The organism is Enterobacter cloacae complex sp. SHL020 (assembly GCF_049236945.1).
GTDB classification, from domain to species: Bacteria; Pseudomonadota; Gammaproteobacteria; order Enterobacterales; family Enterobacteriaceae; genus Enterobacter; species Enterobacter dykesii.
Genome location: NZ_JBMKJF010000002.1, coordinates 674,192 through 695,774, shown reverse-complemented (window position 1 = coordinate 695,774; position 21,583 = coordinate 674,192). Strand labels below are relative to the sequence as shown.

The following is a 21,583-nucleotide window of genomic DNA, read 5'->3' as shown; positions in this document are numbered from 1 at the left end:
TTCGTTATTACCAGTGCCGAACCGGACCGGTATCAATATGCACAAAGTTGCTGCTGGGGTAATATCCTACACCACCTGCGCGCATAGATAACGCGGCTTTGCGAATATTGGCTAACGAAACGCCTTCAATATGGAAATCCATTGCCTGTCCCTTCGTGTGATAGCTTTTTTTCGCTACCCCACGACTGTGGGCGCGCAGTTCATTATTGGTATCAATCGAGCGATAGCCAGATATGAGTTGCACCGGCTTGCTGCTGCCCAGCAGGCCCTGAAGGCGGAAAAGCTGATCAAAGAGTCCAGGATCGATGGCTTTTATTTTGTTCGCGCGGAAATCACGGAAAAAATGGTTAAGTCTTGCTAATTCATCCTGAATATAGCCTCTGCCATCGAAAAACTCCGCTTTTAGCGACTCACCGGTATGCAGGTTGTTGAGCGTTAAAACTCGCGGACGAGGTGTCGAGAGGGTGGCAAATGCTGGCGTCGGCAGGATGGCCGCTGCGCCAAGCGCAACACCACCTAACGCCAGCAGTTTGCGGCGATTAGCGTCAAATTTGTCCATGATAATCAGGTCTACAGGTCAATGTTTATCGTAATATGCTTAGCGCACGAAGGGCACCTTAACTGGCAAAACCGGGTACGTCAAGGCGCCCAACCCCAGTGAATACGCGGCTTACAGCGATATTGCCCCCTATTCACCATAACTTACGACAATCATTTCTCCCGAACTACTTCATTTACCTGATTAATTGTTCAGCTTTTGGCAAAATTTGTGCGCCGGATCGCGCGGTGAGATCATAATTGTAAATATCTGTACGATACTGGGTACGCCCGTCCTCACCCACAAATGCCGTCAGATAGTAAAGATTGACTGGAATATTGTGGCGAATATTAACGTAACGCGTATCCCCCTGCTTCAGGGCATCCGAGATGCGCGTATCGTTCCAGCCCGCATCCTGCAACAGCATATTGGCCAGCTCCGAGGCTTTGTTCACGCGCACGCAGCCAGAACTGAGCGCGCGCGTATCTTTCTGAAACAGGTTGTGGTTCGGCGTATCGTGCAGATAGATAGCGTCTGAACTCGGCATATTGAACTTATAACGCCCTAAAGAGTTATGCGCCCCGGGAGCCTGCTGGAAACGGAACGGTAAATTCGACGCCGTGATCGTCGACCAGTCGACCATATAAGGATCGATGGCCTCTTTACTGTTCCATCCACGCATCACCGTGTAGCCATGACGTTCCAGATAACCCGGATCGTTCCAGACCTTCGGCAAAATGTCTTTTCGCGCCAGCGTCGGCGGCACGTTCCACGGCGGGTTAACCACCACGTTATTCAGCGCGCTGCTCATCATCGGCGTTTTGCGATCCGGACGCCCGACAATCACGCGCGACGCCAGTTTTTCGCTACCGTCCTGATAATAGACCAGGGAATACGCCGGAATGTTAACCATAATTCCGGTAGCGAGCGTTCCCGGCAGCAGACGCAAACGCTGGATATTGAGCGCCAGTACGCCTGCCCGCTGCGCAGGCGATACGTTCAGCCAGTCACGCGTCGTCTGGCCAATGACGCCATCGGCCCCCAGCCCCTGAGCGGTCTGGAACTGTTTAACGGCCGCAACCAGCTCGCGATCGTAAGCCGCAGGTTTGTTGCTCAGGACAACACCTTTCTTCTCTTTTACTGGCGCTGACGGGCTGACGGCGACGTTTTGTGGATCATCACCCGGGAGAGCAATCTTTGGCCCGCCATCAAGAAGACCGGAGCGCGTCAGGATCTCGCGCAGAGCAGGCACATCGCTGCTCCACTGTCCCGGACGCAGCGTCGCGGTACCGCGCATTTGCGGCCATGGACGCGTGTCTCCCACCAGCGCGAGGAGCGACTGGTGCAGAGTGGCATAGTGTGGATGCGCCGGTGCGAGGCTGGCGATAAAGCGCGGCAGTTCGCCGTTATCCAGCGCTAGCTGCCACTGGTTAATCACCGACAGCGCCGGCGTCGCCAGCTTGTACGGTTTATCGCTGTACAGCCAGCGGTTGCCATTGACCGGAATACCCGCCACGAACTGCAGGTAGCCCATCATGGCATCGGAAAGCACCACATCACGCGCCTGCCCGGTGACGGCAGGATCGGTTAACAGCTCAACCCACTTTGTAAACTGCGGCTGAAACCCTGCAATTGCGACTTCCGCCAGCTGCTGCTGGAAGGCGCGCACGGCATCGCGGTTTTCCCACATCGGTTTCATATCGCGGGCGGCATAGAGGAGCGTGAGCTGATTGATATAGACAGGCGTGTAGCCTGACGGCAGCCCCGACTGCAGCTGCTGACTGAGCGATTCCGCGTCGATGCCTTCCGGCAGCGGTTTAATTCCGGCCATGATAGCCGTCGCCGGAGACTGCTCCAGCGGCTGGGACAACGACGTTGGCTGAGCGCCTGTCGTTGCCGAGCTGTCAGTCGGCACAATTTCAGGCTCGTCGGCCTGGGCGGTTAACAGCGGAGCAAACATCACTGCCAGGCATAAACTCAGCGCAGACAGCTGACGACCACATTCTTTCTTTAGCAACATCCCTTGCCCCCTGTTTTCACGACATGCCCATCACGCTGGGGCTTTCTTTCATTATAGGTAGACGGCTAAGCTGTTGCCTTACCTTATGTAAAGAAGTTTAAAGATAACGCAGCCCCAAGCACAAGTTAAGTTTAAAAAAAAGCGGCGCCAGTGCGCCGCTTCGGGTCAGAAAACGCTTCAGGAAGCGTCCGCCGTGGTTTCCGGCAATGACTCCGGCGGCTGCGGCGCAAAGCCACGCAGCCCCACAACGTGAACGTGTTCGCTGTTCTGGAACACCTTACGCACCAGTTTGTAGGTGGTGCCCTTCTCGGGGCTGATGTTCTCCGGCGCCGCGATAATGAGCTGCATATCGAGACGTTCGCAAAGCTCGAACAGCGTGGCAATTGAGCGGGCATCAAGTCGCGCCGCCTCATCCAGGAACAGCAGTCGGCATGGCGAGATATCTTTGCCGCGCAGGCGGCGCGCTTCATCTTCCCAGCTCTGTACCACCATCACCAGAATTGACATCCCGGTACCGATCGCTTCACCGGTAGAGAGCGCCCCGGATTCCGCACGCAGCCAGCCGTCTGAGCCACGGTTTACCTCAACTTCCATTTCCAGGTAGTTACGGTAGTCCAGCAGCTCTTCACCGATGGTTTGCGGCGTACGTTGCCCCATATCAATCTGCGGGTTCAGGCGCTGATACAGCTTCGCCAGCGCTTCGGAGAAGGTCAGACGGTTGCTGTTGAACAGATCCTGATGCTGCTCGTGCTGCTCTGAGAGCACTTCCAGCAGCATCGCGTGGGCCTCACGCACGTTGACGTTGAGGCGCACGCTGTTCACCTGGCCAAACGACACGCTCTGCAGACCCTGGTTCAGCTGGCGGATACGGTTCTGCTCGCGCTGAATAGTTTTACGAATGATGTTCGCCACGCTGCGGGAGCTGATCGCCAGCTTCTGCTCGCGGGAGGTCAACTCCTCCGTCAGGCGGCCCAGCTCGATTTCCATCTGTTCGATGGCTTCGACCGGATCGTCGGTACGGATAATGTCCTGACGAATACGCTCGCGCAGGTGCTGGTAAACCGCCACGAAGAACTGAATTTTACGTTCCGGACGTTTCGGATCCTCCGACATACGCAGCACGTCGCGCAGGTGTTCGTTATCCGCCACCGCCAGACGCAGCGCACCCAACGCCTTATCCGACATGGAACGCAGCTCATCGGCAGAAAGATACGCCAGCTCGCGACGGTGCAGGCGACGCTCAACGTTATTGTCTTTCACCATGCGCATCACCGCGCACCAGCCCGCCTTGGCGGTCACGACCTGCTCGCGCATTTCGTGATAGTCGCGTTCCAGCTTGCGCAGGCGACGGGTCAGGTTATCCATTTCGGCTTCGCAGAAGGTCAGCGCTTTTTCCAGCTGATTGCGACGCGCGCGGTTATTGCTGAGCTGAGAATGCAGCTCGTCACGACGAATACGCGCGCGCTCTTCTGCCCCGCTGTCGGCACGCACGCCGATGTCCTGAAGCTCTTTCTGCAGATCGTTTAAAAGCTCTTTCTTGGTATCGAAGGAGCTTTTCAGCGAGGCCAGCACCTGATTGTACTGGTTCAGCTGAGCGGAGTGGCTGCGCATCGCTTCGCGGGCGCGAGTACGTTCCGCCTCCGCCTGCTCAAGGCGCTGACGCAGTTTTTCGTTCAGATCGCTGTTACCGCTCAGCATTTCAGCCGAATCGGAGTAGCCAAAGTGCGCGCGACGCTGCACCACTTCCGTCAGAGCAAACGCCTGCTGACGCGCTTCGCGCTGCACCTGCTGCGACCAGGCATAATCTTCTTTTAACTGCTCGAACTGTTCCGGGTCGCTCTGCAGGACAGACACGACGGGCTCCAGCTTCGCCAGCTGATTGCCGTGCTGCTGAACGAAACGCGCGGCTTCCTGCGCTTCATCCAGACGCTCCTGGATCTCATCCACGCGGTCAGCCAGCGTGTCATCCGCCAGCAGATTCAGGCGCGGCAGAATGCGGTTAAGGGCAGCGACGCCCTCTTTCGCCTGTTCAAACTGAACGCGACTTTGCTGGTTATCACTTTCATGGCTTGCAATCGCACGTTCCAGCTCGCTACGGCGGGTGTTCAGCTTGCGGATTTCGGCTTCCGGATCTGCGTCAAACGCTACGGCGAGATGGCTGCCGATAAAGCGGCTGAACGACTGATGCAGACGCTGGGTTTTCTGCACGTCAAACGACAGGGTCGCAAAACGTTCAGACAGCGTTTCACGCTCGGCGTGCAGGCTCTCGATGCGGCTTTCGCGCGCGGCGCGGCCAAACAGCGGCAGCTCAGGGAAGCGGGAATAGCGCCACTGACGGTCAGCGATTTTCACCACCACCGCTTTTTCCAGCTCGTCGACGCTGAATACGCTGTCATCGAACGACTGCGGATCCCCTTCGATCAGGTAGAGATCTTCCGGGCAATCTTCCAGGCCGGCAAGCTGCTCAGAAATCAGCGACAGATCCGGGACCACAATCGCGTTGCGGGATGGACCGTACAGCGCGGAGAAGTATGGCGCATCGTCAAGGCCAACGTCGTCGTAGATCTCGGACAGCAGCACGCCGCCAAAACGCTCGGCGAGTGCATTCAGGCGCGGATCTTCTGACCCGCCCGGCTGGCTTAAGCGCTCAATTTCTTCATCGACGTCGCGCTTGCGGGCACCCACTTCATCACGCTCAACGATGGCTTCGCGCTCGCGCTCCAGCAGCTGCTGCAGGTATTCGGTCACTTCCTGGCTGGATTCGAACTGTTCGCCGCACTGCTCGCTGAGCTGGTTCAGGCTGCTCTGGGCCGCCAGCCAGACCGGCGCACGCTCCAGGAGCGCCTTCGAACGGGACTGAATCTGCTCCAGCTCCTGACGCAGGGTCATACGCTGTTCGCTGGCGTTTGATACGGTATCGGACAGGGCCGCAATACGCGCTTCCAGCTCCTGATGCAGGGCCTCAAGCTCGTCGAAATCGTAATTTTTTCCCTGACGCTTGCAGAATTCCGCAAGCAGACGCTCGGATTCCTGCTGCTCGCGCAGGCGCTGCTCCAGCTCGTTCAGACGCATACGCAGCGGCTGAACCTGCTCGGCCAGATGGCGCTGGTTCACACCGTCGCGCAGCAGTTCGCGGGCAACGTCCCAGGCTTCGTTACGCGCCAGCGGGCCGTTAATCGCGACCACCAGCTGATAAGCCTGTTCAAACTGGCTGTGCGCCGTTTGCGCAACGCTCATTTTCTGTTCGAGGGAGAGCAGTTTCTCGGTGGCTTCCTGCTCTTTGGCCTGGAAGGTATCCAGCCACTCGTCGGCGCTGTCCGGCGTCAGGTCAGGCAGATGGCACAGTTCTTTCGCACGCTGTAATGCCTGCAGTGCCTGGGTGTACTGAATCGCTCGCGTCTGCTGCACGTCAAGCGCCTGCTGGTAATCGGCAAGCTGGCTTTTCAGCTCATCCACTTCCAGCTCGGCCGCTTCGGCGCGGGCTTCGTTCTCTTCCTGCATGTCGGCGGCTTCAGCCACCACTTCATTCTGCTCTTCGAGACGGATCTGCAGCTCATCGAGGTCCGCTTCATAACGCTCGATTTTTTCCTGCTGACGCAGCGCGGTCTGCACCAGGTTGAGGTGATCGCTGGCGGCCTGATAATCCGCTTCCAGGTCACCTTCGGCACCGTTGTGCTCGCCCAGCTCGCGCGCCATTTCGACGTGCTTATACTGCTCGGCCACCAGCTGCTTACGCGAGGTAAACAGCTCGCGACGGTACTCTAATGCCTGATCGAGATGAATGCGGCGCTCGTTGGCGTGACGCATATAGTCTGCGGCCACATAGTTGGTGGCTTCGCTGATAAGGTGTTTAAACAGGTCGCGGTCAGACTGGGTAACGCGAATCGCTTCCAGCGTCATGCGGTTTTCGCGCAGCGCCGCTTCCATATCCTGGAAGGCCTTACGCACGCCGCTGTTTTCCGGCAGCAGGTAGTCGCGCAGGGAGCGGGTAATGGCGCTGGAGATACCGCCATACAGAGACGCTTCAATCAGGCGGTAGTATTTGCTACGGTCTGATGCGGTGCGCAGACGACGCGCCACCACGCCCAGATCGAACATCAGCGAGTGGTAGTCGGTAATCGAGTTGAACTGCTTGAACTGCACGCCTTCGATAGCTTCGAGCTTGTCCTTCAGCTCCTGCAGCGTCAGCACGCGCGCCTGACGTTCGTTCAGGGTTTCCGTTAGCAGCGCCGTCGGCTGCACGGAGGTTGGCAAGCCCTGAATCGCAAACGGTTTGATATCCACTTTACGGTCGCGACCGGCGACCTGCTGCAGGCGCACGCCCACTACCACGCGCTGATGACGGGAGTTAATGACGTCCAGAACCGAATAACAGACGCCGGCCTTCAGCTTACCGTGCAGACCCTTATCGCGGGAGCCGCTTGTTGCCCCCGCTTCGGTGGTGTTACGGAAGTGAAGCAGCGTCAGGTCGGGGATCAGCGCCGTAACAAAGGCTGCCATGGTGGTGGATTTACCCGCACCGTTACCGCCAGAGAGCGTCGTGACCAGCTCATCCAGATCGAACGTTCGGGCAAAGAAGCCGTTCCAGTTAATCAGCGTCAGTGAGCGAAATTTACCGCGTTCAATCATTACTCTTCCTCCCCGCTATCCGGCAGATTCTCTTCATGCTCGTCATTGAGCTGCAAATGGTTTTCCACCGGCATCGCTTCACCGTCGCGGATCATGCGAAGCTGCGCTTCACGCGCGTCATCGCCCGCACGCACGTCGGCGCCGAAGCGGAAAACTGATTCCGTGATGCGGAATTTGCTGCTGTCGTGGCCCATAAACCAGACCATCCCCAGACGGCGCAGACGGTTCAGGGAAGAGCGAACCTTTTCCTGTAATTTCTGACGGTCAAGATCCGACCCCGTCGAGCGGTTGTTCACCAGCTTGAGCAGCTTGCTCTCATCTGCCAGCGTCAACAGCTCGTCGTAGAGTTCCTGCTGGGTGAAGATCCCTTCATTCGCCAGACGTTCCGGGCTGAGGTAGAGGTAGCAGAGAATTTTACCGACCATCATATCCAGCTCGGAGAGCACGGAACGCGGGATCAGCGTCGTGGAGCGCGGGCGCAGGTAGAAAAACCCTTCCGGCGCGCGGATAAGCTCCACGTTATAGCGTGCGTAAAACTCTTCCAGGTACTCCTGAAAGTCCATCAAAAAGGCGTGATTATCCAGCTCGTCTAAGCCAATGTGACGACCGGCACGCAGCTGGCTGTCCAGCGCCGGAAATAACGGATTCGCCAGCGCCTGTGCCAGCTTAACTGGCATCACTTGTTCAATATTTGTCAATGACATGCGCCTGTACCTTGGCTCCGTAATCGTTGATTGGCTGCCACTTCGGCGGCAGTCCGGTGAAATCTGCTTGCGCGACGCCCAGACGCACCGCCTGGTCTACCACAATGCGGGCAATGTCGAAGTGGCGCGCGCGTGGATATTGCGCCAGATAGTCGCGCACCACGAGCCCAAGATCCAGCGGCACTTGTCTGGTTTTGTAGACCGCGAGCTGTTCTTCGATCATCGCCGCAAGCTGCTCGCGAATTTCGTTAAATTCTTCGTATTCCAGATCCGGCGGCAGTTCACCGGTCACCTCTTCATCGCGCAGCGCCATCTCTTCGTCGCGCATATCCAGCAGACGATCGGCATTGGCGTAGGTCAGCGCCCACGGCGCATCGAAATAGGTCTGCACCGACTGACGCAGACGCTGGGCAAAGACGCGGTTTTTATCCATATCAATCGCGGTACGGATAAATTTATGCACGTGTCGGTCGTAGCCGATCCACAGGTCGATCGACTGCTGGCCCCAGCTGATAATGCGGTCGAGTTTGCTTTGCAGGTCGAAGACCAGACGATCGATAAAATGCAGATCGTCATGCGCCAGGGTCGCATCCTGAATGCGCAGCAGGTTCGCCTGAAGCTTATCCCCTGCCGCTTCCAGCGTATCCTGAAGCTCACGCAGCGTGCCGGAAGTTTCTGACAGCAGAAGCTCACAGCTGGAGATGGCGGCACGCCAGTCTTTATTCAGCAGCTGCGCGATATCGTCCTTCACCTGCTGCTGCTGTTCGTCCATCAGACGCTGGGTCAGATCGATACTGTCGAAGATTTCCGCCACCGAATATTTCAGCGGCGCGTAGACGTTACGGTGCCAGTGGAATTCGTCACCGTTTTCATCCGCGGCATCGGCGGCGCGCTTAAGCTCACCCGCCACGATCGAGAGCTGCATGGAAAGACGCAGCGTAGAAAATTCACGCTGGCGGATGTAGTAATCGGTGATGCCGATGCCCAGCGGCGTCAGGCGATAGATGGCGTTTCCTTCCGCCTGCTCGCTGGTAAAGCGGTTCAGCAGACGTTGACGCACCATATCGTTGATCGCGTTGTTGGCACGCACGCTAATGGTTTCGCTGGTTTGCTCAAACGCATCACTGACATGGCGGAACGCATCCACCAGTTCACCCTCGCTCATTTCACCGTCCAGCCGTTCGCCGTTCAGCGTGGCAACCGCCAGCAGGAAAGAGAGTCTGTCTACCGGCAGCGAGATGGAGAAATCGTTTTTCCTGGCCCAGGCAACCAGTTCGGGGACTGTCTGGGAAAATTCACTCATAGGTTATCCTTGCATCTGCGGCTTGTGCGCGGTGACGTGAATATAGCGGCCAAGGCTGATAAAAGGCTCCTGACGGCAATACCGCGTTTCTAATTCTGTTAAGGTATCAAAACAGTCACGCTGTTTGTGTTTTTCACGCAGATAATCATGAAACACCCTGACGCCCGTTTTCCCGACGATCTGCCAGCCAATCGCTTCCAGCCAGCCATAAACCTGCTGTGGATCGCGCGGATAGTCCGGGGAAAGCGTGCGCTTTTTCTTTTTGGGCATCCCGACCTGCACATAGTCGAAGTTTCCTGCAACCATGTTGTGCATCAGGAAGCCGTTAGCATTGTAGAACATCAGCGACAGCGTGCCGCCCGGGCGCAACATCGACCACAGGGTTTGTAACACGCTTTGCGGATCGGCAACCCACTCCAGCACCGCATGAAACAATATCAGATCAACCTGGGTTTCCAAATGCTGTGCGATGTCCTGAGCGGCGCATTGTATAAAATGCATGTTGTCGCTCACACCTTTCTCTTCTGCAGCACGCGTCGCGCGGGCGACCATTTCAGCAGAAAGATCGCAAAGCGTGACGTGATGACCGCGCTCGGCCATTTTTATCGCCGTCTGCCCTTCACCGCCACCGGCGTCCAGCACGCGCAACGTTTGCCCACCGAACGTAGCCAGAATGGTGTCCAGATCCTGCCAGAGGATCGTCTGACGGAGCTGCCCTTTCGTGGTGCCATATATGTTGCGCGAAAACTTTTCCGCGATGTCATCAAAATTGCGATCTCGCATTGGGAGAGTTCCACTCGCTAACTGCAAAACCGCTATTTTGTCACACCCGCGCGGAGAATGAACCTCTCTGGTGTAATATCACGGGTAATCACCTGCTATATGGTCAAAAAAGGAACCAAAAAGGATGCTTTTTACCCTTAAGAAATACATTGGAGGGATGATGCTTCCCCTTCCGCTGCTGCTCATCATCATCGCGCTGGGGCTGGCGCTGGTGTGGTTTAGTCGCTTTCAGAAAGGTGGCAAAACGCTTATCACGCTCGGCTGGTTTGTCCTGCTGCTGCTGAGCCTGCAGCCGGTCGCGGATGGTCTTCTACGCCCCATCGAAAACAAATACCCAACATGGCAGGGAAATCAGAAAGTGGCGTACATCGTAGTGCTGGGCGGCGGATATACCTGGGATCCTGACTGGGCCCCCAGTTCAAATCTGATCAACAACAGCCTGCCACGGCTAAACGAAGGCATTCGCCTCTGGCTGGCAAATCCGGGATCAAAAATGATCTTCACCGGCGCGGCGGCCAAAACGAACCCGGTGAGTACGGCTGAAGCGGGCGCCAGGGTCGCAGAATCACTCGGCGTGCCGCGTTCAGCGATTATCACTCTGGACAGCCCAAAAGATACCGAAGAAGAGGCTGCCGCAGTGAAGCAGGCGATTGGCGATGTCCCGTTCTTACTGGTGACCTCCGCCTCACACCTGCCGCGCGCGATGATTTTCTTCCAGAAGCAAGGCCTGCATCCGCTTCCCGCCCCGGCAAACCAGATGGCCATCGACGCGCCGCTCAACCCGTGGGAACGGGCGATCCCCTCCCCGGCCTGGCTGATGCACAGCGACCGCGTCGGTTATGAGACGCTCGGACGCCTCTGGCAGTGGCTGAAAGGATCGTCAGGCGAGCCAGGGCAAGAGTGATTTTGTCGCCAGATCGAAGTTGGCGCGATTGAAACGTCCGGTGTTGACCAGCTGCGCGACTTCGTCCCAGAGCAGATAAAGCCAGCGCCGCCAGAGAAACGCTTCTGCAACGGGCGCGCGTTGAAGGTAGTGCCACAGTAAACCTTCCGCCGCCCCGCTGTCGCTGAGCCTGAACAGCTCGTATTCGCGCGGAGCCCAGAGCATGATCCCCGGCCCGAGCATCGCCAGAAGCTGATCGCTGCGGGAGTCCTTGAGCATGCTGCGCAGGGTGAAGTTGCCGTGGATCAGCACGCAGTTGTCATTAAAACCGTCGAACAGCGCCGGTAAGCACTCGCGGGTGCGAAAAAGAATACGCTTATCCTGCATGGTCAAACCGGTATTGCTGAACTGGTTAAGCGTTCCCCACAGCACTTCCACCCGCTGGCGATACCACAGCGGCCACAGATTTTCCTGGGTACTGTCGACCGGACCGACAAGCCCGCGGCTATCCTGGCGGTGCCAGGCCAGCAGCGCCTCGACAATCTGGTCTTTTAACTGCTCCCAGCGTTCCGGCGTGCGCGCGGGCGCTTCAACGGGCACGCCGCGTAAACGCTCAATCAGCAGCACGTCCGGGCCAGGGTGTTCCTCGTGGGTCATCACGCCATACACCGTCGGCATACGGACGGTTCCCTCCCGCGCCAGCATCGACATTTTCCATGCCAACTGCCTGGCAACGCCCGGCGAGGTGAAACTTCTGGCCATCAGCGGCATCGGGTTGCCCTGACTGTCATACAACGACCAAAGCGCGGTATCGGCCTTTTCACTCACGCATTCGACCCGGCTTAATTTCTCACCCAGCAGATGGCTAAGTTCGGCACGCAGCTGTTCCATATGAGATTACCCCCATTAAGACTACTGCTTTTATAATGAGCGTCCTGGAGGGAGATGTCACCCGGAAGAGAACAATTAGGAAAAAGAAAGGGGAATTAACGAAGGAGAGAACATCCCTCCGACAGGAGGGATGCAGGCGGGATTAGCGCAACTCGGCGCGAACGCGCTCAAGATCTTCCGGCGTATCAACGCCCGTTCCAGGCACTTCGCTGGCAACGGCAACGTGAATTTTTTCGCCGTACCAGAGCACGCGAAGCTGCTCCAGCATTTCGATATGCTCCAGCGGACTCGGCGCCCACGTAACATAGCGACGAATAAAGCCGGCGCGATAGCCGTAAATCCCAATATGACGCAGGAAAGTATCACCGATAGTCTCTTTAGAGAGCGCAAAGCGATCGCGATCCCACGGGATCGTGGCGCGGGAGAAATAGAGCGCATAGCCTTCGGCATCCATGACCACCTTCACCGCATTCGGATTGAATGCCTCTTCAGCGTGGTGAATGGGCACCGCGAGCGTCGCCATACCAACCTGACGCTGAGCCAGGTTTTCTGCCACCTGACGGATAATCACCGCCGGGATCATCGGCTCGTCACCCTGCACGTTAACGATGACCGTATCATCTCTGAAGCCACATTTCTCAACCACTTCCGCCAGACGCTCGGTGCCGGACTGGTGATCGGCGCGGGTCATGCACACCTCACCGCCTGCCGCCTCAACCGCACGGGCGACGTCAGGATGATCGGTAGCAACAATCACGCGATCGGCACCGGATTCACGCGCACGCTCAAGGACATGCACAATCATCGGCTTGCCGTTGATATCCACCAGCGGTTTACCCGGCAGACGCGTTGAGGCATAGCGCGCAGGAATAATGACAACAAAACTCATGGTTTGCTCTCTTCTGCCACCAGGGAACGAGCTTCATTTTCCAGCAGTACCGGAATGCCGTCGCGCAGAGGGAAAGCCAGGCTGTCCAGCTTGCAAATCAGCTCCTGTTTGTCCTGGCTGTAGTAGAGTTTGCCGTTGCATACCGGGCAGGCAATAATTTCAAGTAAACGGTGATCCATAGTTCCTCCGTATGGGTAATCGCTAAAGCTTAACACATTCCCTTTTCAGGGAGTGCCTGTTTCCCAGCCACTTCGACAGGAAGTAAACAGTCCGTCGGGCACCCGGCCCAGCGTCACTTCGCGGGCACCCTGCCAGCGCGCGAATTCGCCAATGGCGAACGTTAACCCTTTTTCCAGGCTCGCCGTCACCCTGACCCTCTCTTGCAGGTAAAGCGCAATGATTTCAAGCGTGCCGGTCTTGCGGTGCATTTTGGCGTCCATGCGCCCGACCAGTTGCCCCTTATGCAGCAGCGGGAGTACAAAGTAACCATACTGGCGCTTTGGAGCCGGGGTATAACATTCCAGCCGGTAGCTAAAATCGAACAGCTGCTCGGCGCGTTTTCTGTCCCAGACGACTGGGTCGAAAGGCGACAACACCGCACTGTGGGTTGCCTGAAGTTTCCCCTCCTGGGCCAGAGGCAGTAGCGGGAGGAGATCCGCATGCAGCCACATTTCGCCCAGCGTTTCCACAGTGACGGGGATGACGCGCTGTTCGCGTTGCCATATGTCCATCAGCGGTTTCAGCGCGGGCTGACGAAGGCGATAATAATCTGCCAGCCAATGCGGACGGAAAATGCCCAGACTGCGGGCGCTGTTCTCCAGCATGATGGCCTCGGCGGCCTCCTGAGTAAGCAGGTCACGCTCGTCGTCCCAGTGGGGCATCACGCGATGCGTCAGGTCATAAACGCGCTGAAAATTACGCCGTTCAATGACCATGACTTTACCTGACGTGAACAGTCCTTCGAGATGACGCTTGTGCGGTTTCCACTCCCACCAGCCGCTGGTGCCTTTGCGCGGATGTTCAAAATCAGCGGAGCGTACGGGACCGTTATCCTGAATATGCGCGACAAGCTGCTCAATTTCAGCCGCATGTTCCAGCATCCACGCCTGACGGTATTTCCAGCCCATCTTTTCAGGGGCAAGCATGCGGTGACGAACCAGGGCAAAATCGCTGCGAGGCAGGAAGCAGGCTTCGTGCGCCCAGTACTCCATTAACTCCCCCTTGCTGAGCGCCTCATCCAGCCACTGCGAAGGATAATTTCCCAGGCGGCTAAACAGCACCAGGTAAGGGCTACGGGCAACAATGTTAATGGTGTCGATTTGAAGCAGCGACATGCGCCGGACGGTAGAGAGAATATCGGCAGGCTGCGCGCGGCGGCGGGGCTTTTTAAGCAGCCCCTGCGCGGCAAGGTGGAGATTACGTGCGGCTGAGAGCGAGAGTTGCGGTAGAGACATGCGTTTTCCTGTCAGTCAAAGCGCCACCAGAACCGCGTAAGCCTTTAGTGCACCAACGCAATCAGTTCCTTGAGCAAACGTTCCGGCTGCTCGCCGCTGAGTTCAGCGTCAACCGGCAGATACCACCAGTTATCTTTCGCAAAGGCGCGGCATTTCACCGCATCTTTTTCGGTCATGATCAGCGACTGCCCGGGTACGGTCAGGGCGTCGACCTCCCCTTCCACCAGCGCCTGATGGTCGGCCAGCGGAACGCGCTTTTCCAGACGGGCACCACACTGTTCCAGCGTCGCGAAGAAGCGTGGCGGATGACCAATACCCGCCATCGCCACCGGTGAAGGCAGCTCAGCAACCGACCGGCGTTCCCCCGTCACCAGGTTGACCGCCAGACCCGGCTGCAGGTGCATCGGGATTTCACCCGCTTTTGCCTCACCGCCGTTCACAATCACCGCATCAACGGACTTAAGACGCGAAGCGCGTTCGCGCATGGGTCCGGCCGGCAGCCACCAGCCGTTACCGAAGCGGCGAACCCCGTCGATGACCACAATCTCTTTATCACGCGCCAGGGCGTAATGCTGCAGGCCATCATCCGTAATGATGATTTGCACCGCGTGTTCGGCAACCAGAGCCTGCACGGCCTCGCTGCGCACCGGGGAGACCGCAACCGGCGCGCCGGTACGCTGATAGATAAGGACCGGTTCATCGCCCGCTTCGGCGGTTGTAGTTTCCGCCGTGAGCAAAAGAGGATACTGCGCCGCTTTACCGCCATAACCGCGAGAGACAACCCCCGGACGAATACCGCGTTTTTGCAATTGCTCCACCAGCCAGATCACCACCGGGGTTTTACCGTTGCCGCCCGCCGTGAGATTACCCACAACCACAACCGGAACCGGCGCACGCCAGGCCCGCTTAAACCCTAAACGGTAAAGCAGACGGATAATGCCGCTCACCAGACCATACAGCCAGGAGAGCGGCAAAAGCAGCAGCCACAGCGGGGATTCACCGGACCAGATGCGTGCAATCATTGTTGACCGAACTGCATCTTATGCAACTGGGCATAAACGCCGCGGTGTTCCAGTAGATCGGCATGGCTTCCGCGTTCAACAATGACGCCATCCTCAACCACGACGATTTCGTCAGCCTGCTCGATAGTCGACAGACGATGCGCAATCACCAGCGAGGTACGGTTCTTTTGCAGTTCATCCAGCGCGGACTGGATAGCGCGTTCAGATTCCGTATCCAGCGCCGAGGTCGCTTCGTCCAGGATCAGAATTGGGCTATCGCGCAGCAGCGCGCGCGCAATCGCAATACGCTGGCGCTGACCGCCGGAGAGAAGCACGCCGTTTTCACCAATGATGGTATCCAGACCATTATCCATCTTATTGATAAAGTCCATTGCATAGGCCATACGCGCGGCGTTCTCAATCTGCTCGCGGCTGTACTCATCAGTCCGTGCATAAGCGATGTTATTGGCGACGGTATCGTTAAACAGGTGCACGTTCTGGGAAACCAGCGCCACCTGGTTACGCAGCGACTGCAGGGTATATTCCCGCAGGTCGTGACCATCTAACAGGATTTCACCTTCATTAATGTCGTAGAAACGGGTCATCAGGCTGGCAATAGTCGATTTACCCGAACCAGAACGACCTACCAGCGCAACGGTTTTACCCGCCGGAATAGACAGATTGATATTACGCAGGGCAGGCACTTCGCGGCCCGGATAGGTAAAGGTCACGTTACGGAATTCAACGTCTCCGTTTGCACGCTCGATCACGCGCTTACCTTCATCCTTTTCCTGCTCGGAATCCAGAATGCTGAACAGCGTCTGACAGGCGGCCATCCCGCGCTGGAACTGGGCGTTCACGTTCGTCAGGGATTTCAGCGGACGCATCAGGGCGATCATCGAGGAGAAGACCACGGTGATAGTACCCGCCGTCAGCGTCTCCATCACGCTAGGGAAGCTTGCCGCATACAGGACGAATGCCAGCGCCAGTGACGCTATCAGCTGAATAATCGGGTCAGAGATGGAAGAGGCCGAGACCATTTTCATCCCCTGCAGGCGCATTTTATTGCTGACTTTATCAAAGCGTTTGGTTTCGACGTCCTGACCGCCAAAAATCAGAACTTCTTTATGCCCTTTCAGCATCTGTTCCGCGCTGGTCGTCACCTGCCCCATCGTGTTCTGCATATTCTTACTGATATTGCGGAAACGCTTTGAGACGACGCGGATAGCAATAGAAACTATCGGCGCCAGAACGATAAGGATGATCGACAGCTGCCAGCTGTAATAGAACATCATCGCGAACAGGCCGATGATTGACGCGCCCTCACGCACAACGGTGATCAGTGCGCTTGAGGACGAAGAGGCAACCTGCTCGGAATCGTAGGTAATACGCGACAGCAGCGTCCCGGTAGACTGCTTGTCAAAGAACGAGACCGGCATGCCCATCATGTGGCTGAACAGACGACGGCGCATGGTCATAACCACTTTCCCTGATACCCAGGAAATACAGTAGCTGGAGATATAGCTGGTGATGCCGCGTAAGATCATCAGTCCGATCACCACCAGAGGCATCCATAGCAACACTGAGCGATCCGTTTTACCAAAACCGTCGTCCAGTAACGGTTTGAGAAGCGATAGCATAAAAGTATCGCTGGCTGCGTTGAGGATTAACGCTACTCCCGCCACGATCAGGCCTGTTTTAAAGGGCGCAATCATCGGCCAGAGTCGGCGGAAGGTTTGCCACGTGGAGAGATCTTTGTCGTTATGCATTCAAAAAACCAGCATTCGTTGAAATAGCCGCATATTCTACCCGTTATCGACGTGCTCGCCAAACCACTGATGATACCAAACGGCTAATAATTGCTCTCGCAAGCGCCGGATTTGCCAGTGATGTTGCGAGAATGTCACCGATATTTGTCCAGAATGAGGGGTATCGTGCCAGATGTACCCCTCTTTTCGATAGCGTCGGACAACTTTTGCCGACGGGAATCGCCATGCGTTATAGCGGGCCGCGGAATCCAGGGCTATCTGACCTTCCACCCGCTGTACCAGCGGCAATGACGACGAAGTATTGCTGCCATGATGGGGCACCTGTATGAGCGTGGACGTCAGATAACGCCAGTAATGGCTAAGCATAGCCTGTTCCGCCTGCGCTTCAATGTCCCCCGTTAGCAGAACACTCTGCTCACCGTCGTCCACCTTTACCACGCAGGAATGGTTGTTTCCCTGAGCCGGGTAATTTTCAGGGGGCCAGTGTACGGTGAAGGAGAGTCCCTGCCATTTCCATCTCTGCCCGCGAAAACAGGGGTGATGCCCCGCCAGGCGCAATGGGCTTCTTACCCACACGTCCGGCCACGCTTTTTGCAACGATGCGAGTCCTCCCGCATGGTCGAGGTGTTCATGACTGAGAATAACGCCTTCAGGCCGCAGGTGATGCCAGCGAAGCCACGGGATAATTAACCGCTGCGCACTATCCCCGCCCGGCCAGGCAAGCCCGGTATCATAGAGAATGACTTTTCCCTGCCGTTCAACGACCATCGCCAGCCCCTGCCCTACATCCAGCATATGCAGCGTCCAGCTCTCGTTTTTTTCCGTTCTCCAGAGAGGAAATGTGAGTAAAACACTCCCTGCAAGACAAACGGCAGGAAGGGTTTTCCAGGCACGAAAGCGCCAGCCAATGATGATAAGCCAGGGCAGTAATGTCATGTACTGCCAGCGTTGGTCGACATTTTGCCAGCCATCAGGCAAGCGCATGAGGAGCCAGAACAGCCCCGCAAGTGACTTATCGGCTGCGAACCAGACGACGCTTTCAGGTGCCGCCAGCGGTAGGAGATGAAGCAGCATGCCGAGCAGGATCAGCGGCACGGAGACAAACGTCACCAGGGGAACGGCAAAGAGATTCGCGACCAGGGAGGAGATGCTGAAGCCATGGAAAATCAGAACCTGTACTGGCATCAGCAGCATCAGCATGCCCACCTGCAGATAGATCAGGTTCAGCAGCGGCCGTATACGTCGTGCCCGGCGCCAGCGAGGAAGAGGCAGCCACTGAAACCAGAAAATCAGTGCGGCGACGGCAAATGCAGACAAGAGCAGACTCTGCGAGAGTATGGCTAAGGGATCGCTTATCAGGATCACCGCGATACAGCATCCCCATACCTGCCAGGGAGACCATTGCCGGGCAGCGATCCGCAACATTGCAAGCACTGCAAGCGCGATGACCGTTCGTAGCGCAGGAGGTTGCAGACCGGTAAGCCAGGCGTAGAAAGCGGCAAAGCATAACCCGACCAGAAGAGGCATTTGCCAGTGGATCCGGTGGCTGGGTAACAAAAACTGAAGCCCACGCGCGAGTAACCAGGCGAGGGATGCCGCCAGTGCGATATGCAGACCCGAAATCGCCATCAGATGCAGCGTCCCGGTTTCACGCATCAGGTCTTGTATTTCCCGGGGCACATCCAGACGTTCTCCCATTCCCAGTCCGAGGATAACCGCCCCCCAGCGGTAAGCCGAAAGTCGGTTTTCCAGTGACATGAGATATTGCGCTCGCAGGCTGCAGCGTCCATCGACGAGTTCCGCACGGGTGAAGCGCCCGCTCAGCGTTTGGTGCCGGGCAAAAGCGCTGCGCTGGGAATCATAGCCGCCGTCGTTCAGTTCACCATGAGCAGGCCTGAGCCTGAGCGTCATACTCCAGCGCTGGCCGGCACACGCTTTCTGTGGCAGATAATTGCCATACAGCGTTACGCCGGTTGAAGCCCACCAGCGCTGGCCATCGACGCTGAGAATGTTTCCCTGATGCTGCGTTGCGCCATCTGTGGCGGTAATCTCCACCTCAGCCTGCACGGCCCCCGTCGTTAAATGCTGCATCGGCCAGACGCTCTCCTTCGCAGCCAGAATACCCCACACGCAACATAACAGCATGATACCCGCATACTTCAGTCGTACGTTTCGCCGTGCGGCCAGCACGATCCCGCCAACAATCATTATCCACACGGTATGACGTGATGGCAGTTCAGGTAACCAGAGTAACGGGGCTATCGCCAGAATGGCGCAAATGCTAAGCGCGGGAATTCCCATTGCTACCTCCCTGTTTCAGAGGGGCAGTATGTAATCAGGCAGAAAGAATGTCAGATGGGAAGAGTGCGTTTTACAGCGCGCGCTGTGCTGTTTTTATGGGTTTGCAGAAAACGAAATGGAAAATGCGGGGCATCTTCAGAATGAAAGCGACAGACACAAAAAAAGCACCCGCAGGTGCTTTCTTTCGAACCCAGTTTAACCGGCTGGCTAAACTCAGTTGCCGTAAATATTGGCGCGATCGCGCAGTTCTTTACCCGGCTTAAAGTGTGGAACGTACTTACCTTCCAGCTCGACTTTATCGCCAGTTTTCGGGTTACGCCCGGTACGTGGAGCACGATAGTGCAGAGAAAAACTACCGAAACCGCGGATTTCAATGCGCTCGCCCTGGGCAAGAGTGGAGGCCATATGCTCCAGCATCTCTTTTACGGCATCTTCCACTGCCTTGGCAGGGATATGCGGTTGCTGACTGGCAAGTCTTTCAATCAATTCTGACTTGGTCATGATTCCTCCGGTTCCTTTCAAACCAATTAGCTGAACAGCTCATTAAACAAGGGCGGCCGTAGCCGCCCTTTGTTATTGATTACAGGACGAATCCTGCAATCTGTCAAGTTTGCTCCTCATCCTTCAGGCTGTAAATGCGGTACAGCGCAAATGATGCTGAGAACCTGATATTACTCGCCTTTAGCTGCTTTGAAAGCTTCAGCCATTGCGTTGTTAGAGAAGTTTGCATCTTCCTGTTTGTTAACAGTTGCGATTGCATCTTTCTCATCAGCTTCGTCTTTAGCACGAACAGACAGGCTGATTGCACGGTTCTTACGGTCAACACCGGTGAACTTAGCTTCAACGTCGTCGCCTACGTTCAGAACCAGAGTGGCATCTTCAACGCGGTCACGGGAAGCTTCAGAAGCGCGCAGGTAACCTTCAACGCCGTCAGCCAGTTCTACGGTTGCGCCTTTAGCGTCAACTGCAGTCACTTTACCGTTTACGATTGCGCCTTTCTTGTTCAGTGCAACCCAGTTGTTGAACGGATCTTCTGCGAGCTGTTTAACGCCCAGGGAGATACGCTCACGCTCTGCGTCAACCTGCAGAACAACTGCAGCGATTTCGTCGCCTTTTTTGTATTCACGGACTGCTTCTTCGCCTGCAACGTTCCAGGAGATGTCAGACAGGTGAACCAGGCCATCGATGCCGCCGTCCAGGCCGATGAAGATACCGAAGTCAGTGATAGACTTGATTTTACCTTCAACACGGTCGCCCTTGTTGTGGGTTTCCGCGAACTGCTGCCATGGGTTGTTTTTGCACTGTTTCAGGCCCAGGGAGATACGACGACGTTCTTCGTCGATATCCAGAACCATCACTTCCACTACATCACCAACGTTAACAACTTTGGATGGGTGGATGTTTTTGTTGGTCCAGTCCATTTCGGAAACGTGCACCAGACCTTCAACGCCTTCTTCGATTTCAACGAAGCAGCCGTAGTCAGTCAGGTTGGTTACGCGACCAGTCAGTTTAGTACCTTCTGGGTAACGCTTAGCGATAGCTACCCATGGATCTTCGCCCAGCTGTTTCAGGCCGAGGGATACACGAGTACGCTCGCGGTCGAACTTCAGCACTTTAACAGTGATTTCGTCGCCCACGTTCACGATTTCGCTTGGGTGCTTAACGCGTTTCCACGCCATGTCGGTGATGTGCAGCAGGCCGTCAACGCCGCCCAGGTCAACGAATGCGCCGTAGTCAGTGAGGTTCTTAACGATACCTTTGACTTCCATGCCTTCCTGCAGGTTTTCCAGCAGCTGATCGCGTTCTGCGCTGTTTTCGGATTCGATAACGGCACGACGGGAAACAACAACGTTGTTACGCTTCTGGTCCAGCTTGATTACTTTGAACTCAAGCTCTTTGCCTTCCAGGTGCAGAGTGTCACGAACTGGACGAACGTCTACCAGAGAACCTGGCAGGAACGCACGAATACCATTCAGCTCAACAGTGAAGCCACCTTTAACTTTGCCGTTGATAACACCGACCACAGTTTCAGCTTCTTCGTAAGCTTTTTCCAGCGTGATCCATGCTTCGTGACGTTTAGCTTTCTCACGAGAAAGCAGGGTTTCACCGAAGCCGTCTTCTACTGCGTCCAGAGCAACGTCAACTTCGTCACCAACCTGGATTTCCAGCTCGCCCTGGGCGTTTTTGAACTGCTCTGCCGGAATGGCGGACTCAGATTTCAGACCGGCGTCAACCAGTACTACGTCTTTGTCGATAGCAACAACAACACCGCGAACGATGGAACCCGGGCGGGTTTCGATTTCTTTTAAGGATTCTTCAAACAGTTGAGCAAAAGATTCAGTCATGTTTAATCTTCAGGTTAATATTAACGTCCACCTGGCTCCGTGCCGGATGGGGTTGTTTCACATACCCGCCGTC

16 protein-coding genes are annotated in these 21,583 nt (G+C 56.4%); 1 reads left to right on the top strand and 15 read right to left on the bottom strand.

The annotated features are described in order from the left end of the window. Nucleotides 1-7: 7 nt before the first annotated feature. From ACOTZB_RS08355 to cmoM, 6 genes are all read right to left on the bottom strand, one after another. Complete coding sequence (locus tag ACOTZB_RS08355) at nucleotides 8-559, bottom strand: YcbK family protein (RefSeq protein ID WP_126328153.1); 552 nt, start codon at nucleotides 557-559, stop codon at nucleotides 8-10. A gap of 175 nt (nucleotides 560-734) precedes the next feature. Continuing rightward, complete coding sequence (gene ldtD, locus ACOTZB_RS08350) at nucleotides 735-2,558, bottom strand: L,D-transpeptidase (RefSeq protein WP_421626877.1); 1,824 nt, start codon at nucleotides 2,556-2,558, stop codon at nucleotides 735-737. Nucleotides 2,559-2,735: 177 nt separating this feature from the next. Then, entirely contained in the window at nucleotides 2,736-7,187 is a 4,452-nt protein-coding gene (gene mukB, locus ACOTZB_RS08345; RefSeq protein ID WP_421626876.1) for a chromosome partition protein MukB, read from the bottom strand. Continuing rightward, on the bottom strand, nucleotides 7,187-7,891 hold the full coding sequence (gene mukE, locus ACOTZB_RS08340; RefSeq protein WP_008499954.1) for a chromosome partition protein MukE: 705 nt from the start codon (nucleotides 7,889-7,891) through the stop codon (nucleotides 7,187-7,189). The genes mukB and mukE overlap by 1 nt, the downstream gene beginning before the upstream one ends. Next, a complete protein-coding gene (gene mukF / locus ACOTZB_RS08335) occupies nucleotides 7,872-9,194 on the bottom strand; it encodes a chromosome partition protein MukF (RefSeq protein ID WP_023311005.1) in 1,323 nt (440 codons plus the stop codon). Before mukF ends, mukE begins: the two co-directional genes overlap by 20 nt. 3 nt (nucleotides 9,195-9,197) lie before the next feature. After that, on the bottom strand, nucleotides 9,198-9,977 hold the full coding sequence (cmoM, locus tag ACOTZB_RS08330; protein WP_023311004.1) for a tRNA uridine 5-oxyacetic acid(34) methyltransferase CmoM: 780 nt from the start codon (nucleotides 9,975-9,977) through the stop codon (nucleotides 9,198-9,200). A 124-nt stretch (nucleotides 9,978-10,101) separates the two neighbouring features. Between cmoM and elyC the strand changes: the two genes are divergently transcribed. After that, the gene (gene elyC, locus ACOTZB_RS08325; protein ID WP_421626875.1) at nucleotides 10,102-10,881 is read left to right on the top strand and encodes an envelope biogenesis factor ElyC; all 780 of its coding nucleotides are present in this window, start codon (nucleotides 10,102-10,104) and stop codon (nucleotides 10,879-10,881) included. Here elyC and ACOTZB_RS08320 read toward each other — a convergent pair. The 9 genes from ACOTZB_RS08320 to rpsA form a co-directional block, all read right to left on the bottom strand. After that, a complete protein-coding gene (locus ACOTZB_RS08320) occupies nucleotides 10,858-11,751 on the bottom strand; it encodes a YcbJ family phosphotransferase (protein ID WP_047651301.1) in 894 nt (297 codons plus the stop codon). The genes elyC and ACOTZB_RS08320 overlap by 24 nt on opposite strands. A gap of 142 nt (nucleotides 11,752-11,893) precedes the next feature. After that, on the bottom strand, nucleotides 11,894-12,640 hold the full coding sequence (kdsB, locus tag ACOTZB_RS08315; RefSeq protein ID WP_193804704.1) for a 3-deoxy-manno-octulosonate cytidylyltransferase: 747 nt from the start codon (nucleotides 12,638-12,640) through the stop codon (nucleotides 11,894-11,896). After that, complete coding sequence (gene ycaR / locus ACOTZB_RS08310; protein WP_006174474.1) at nucleotides 12,637-12,819, bottom strand: protein YcaR; 183 nt, start codon at nucleotides 12,817-12,819, stop codon at nucleotides 12,637-12,639. Before ycaR ends, kdsB begins: the two co-directional genes overlap by 4 nt. 45 nt (nucleotides 12,820-12,864) lie before the next feature. Beyond that, a complete protein-coding gene (locus ACOTZB_RS08305; protein ID WP_421626874.1) occupies nucleotides 12,865-14,094 on the bottom strand; it encodes a winged helix-turn-helix domain-containing protein in 1,230 nt (409 codons plus the stop codon). Between the two features lie 44 nt (nucleotides 14,095-14,138). After that, nucleotides 14,139-15,116: a tetraacyldisaccharide 4'-kinase gene (lpxK, locus tag ACOTZB_RS08300; protein ID WP_421626873.1), complete on the bottom strand. Its 978-nt coding sequence runs from the start codon at nucleotides 15,114-15,116 to the stop codon at nucleotides 14,139-14,141. Then, nucleotides 15,113-16,864, bottom strand: coding sequence for a lipid A ABC transporter ATP-binding protein/permease MsbA (gene msbA, locus ACOTZB_RS08295; protein WP_023335128.1), 1,752 nt, complete (start codon nucleotides 16,862-16,864; stop codon nucleotides 15,113-15,115). The genes lpxK and msbA overlap by 4 nt, the downstream gene beginning before the upstream one ends. Nucleotides 16,865-16,900: 36 nt before the next feature. Further along, nucleotides 16,901-19,165 carry a ComEC family protein gene (locus ACOTZB_RS08290; RefSeq protein WP_421626872.1) on the bottom strand — a complete coding sequence of 755 codons (2,265 nt, stop codon included), beginning with the start codon at nucleotides 19,163-19,165 and terminating at the stop codon, nucleotides 16,901-16,903. Nucleotides 19,166-19,378: 213 nt separating this feature from the next. Next, complete coding sequence (gene ihfB / locus ACOTZB_RS08285) at nucleotides 19,379-19,666, bottom strand: integration host factor subunit beta (RefSeq protein ID WP_008499965.1); 288 nt, start codon at nucleotides 19,664-19,666, stop codon at nucleotides 19,379-19,381. Between the two features lie 170 nt (nucleotides 19,667-19,836). Continuing rightward, on the bottom strand, nucleotides 19,837-21,510 hold the full coding sequence (gene rpsA, locus ACOTZB_RS08280; protein WP_008499966.1) for a 30S ribosomal protein S1: 1,674 nt from the start codon (nucleotides 21,508-21,510) through the stop codon (nucleotides 19,837-19,839). Nucleotides 21,511-21,583 lie beyond the last annotated feature (73 nt).

Coding starts and splice junctions, on each gene's coding strand:
- ACOTZB_RS08355 (WP_126328153.1), bottom strand. CDS start 559: ATGGACAAATTTGACGCTAATCGCCGCAAACTGCTGGCGTTAGGTGGT.
- ldtD (WP_421626877.1), bottom strand. CDS start 2,558: ATGTTGCTAAAGAAAGAATGTGGTCGTCAGCTGTCTGCGCTGAGTTTA.
- mukB (WP_421626876.1), bottom strand. CDS start 7,187: ATGATTGAACGCGGTAAATTTCGCTCACTGACGCTGATTAACTGGAAC.
- mukE (WP_008499954.1), bottom strand. CDS start 7,891: ATGTCATTGACAAATATTGAACAAGTGATGCCAGTTAAGCTGGCACAG.
- mukF (WP_023311005.1), bottom strand. CDS start 9,194: ATGAGTGAATTTTCCCAGACAGTCCCCGAACTGGTTGCCTGGGCCAGG.
- cmoM (WP_023311004.1), bottom strand. CDS start 9,977: ATGCGAGATCGCAATTTTGATGACATCGCGGAAAAGTTTTCGCGCAAC.
- elyC (WP_421626875.1), top strand. CDS start 10,102: ATGCTTTTTACCCTTAAGAAATACATTGGAGGGATGATGCTTCCCCTT.
- ACOTZB_RS08320 (WP_047651301.1), bottom strand. CDS start 11,751: ATGGAACAGCTGCGTGCCGAACTTAGCCATCTGCTGGGTGAGAAATTA.
- kdsB (WP_193804704.1), bottom strand. CDS start 12,640: ATGAGTTTTGTTGTCATTATTCCTGCGCGCTATGCCTCAACGCGTCTG.
- ycaR (WP_006174474.1), bottom strand. CDS start 12,819: ATGGATCACCGTTTACTTGAAATTATTGCCTGCCCGGTATGCAACGGC.
- ACOTZB_RS08305 (WP_421626874.1), bottom strand. CDS start 14,094: ATGTCTCTACCGCAACTCTCGCTCTCAGCCGCACGTAATCTCCACCTT.
- lpxK (WP_421626873.1), bottom strand. CDS start 15,116: ATGATTGCACGCATCTGGTCCGGTGAATCCCCGCTGTGGCTGCTGCTT.
- msbA (WP_023335128.1), bottom strand. CDS start 16,864: ATGCATAACGACAAAGATCTCTCCACGTGGCAAACCTTCCGCCGACTC.
- ACOTZB_RS08290 (WP_421626872.1), bottom strand. CDS start 19,165: ATGGGAATTCCCGCGCTTAGCATTTGCGCCATTCTGGCGATAGCCCCG.
- ihfB (WP_008499965.1), bottom strand. CDS start 19,666: ATGACCAAGTCAGAATTGATTGAAAGACTTGCCAGTCAGCAACCGCAT.
- rpsA (WP_008499966.1), bottom strand. CDS start 21,510: ATGACTGAATCTTTTGCTCAACTGTTTGAAGAATCCTTAAAAGAAATC.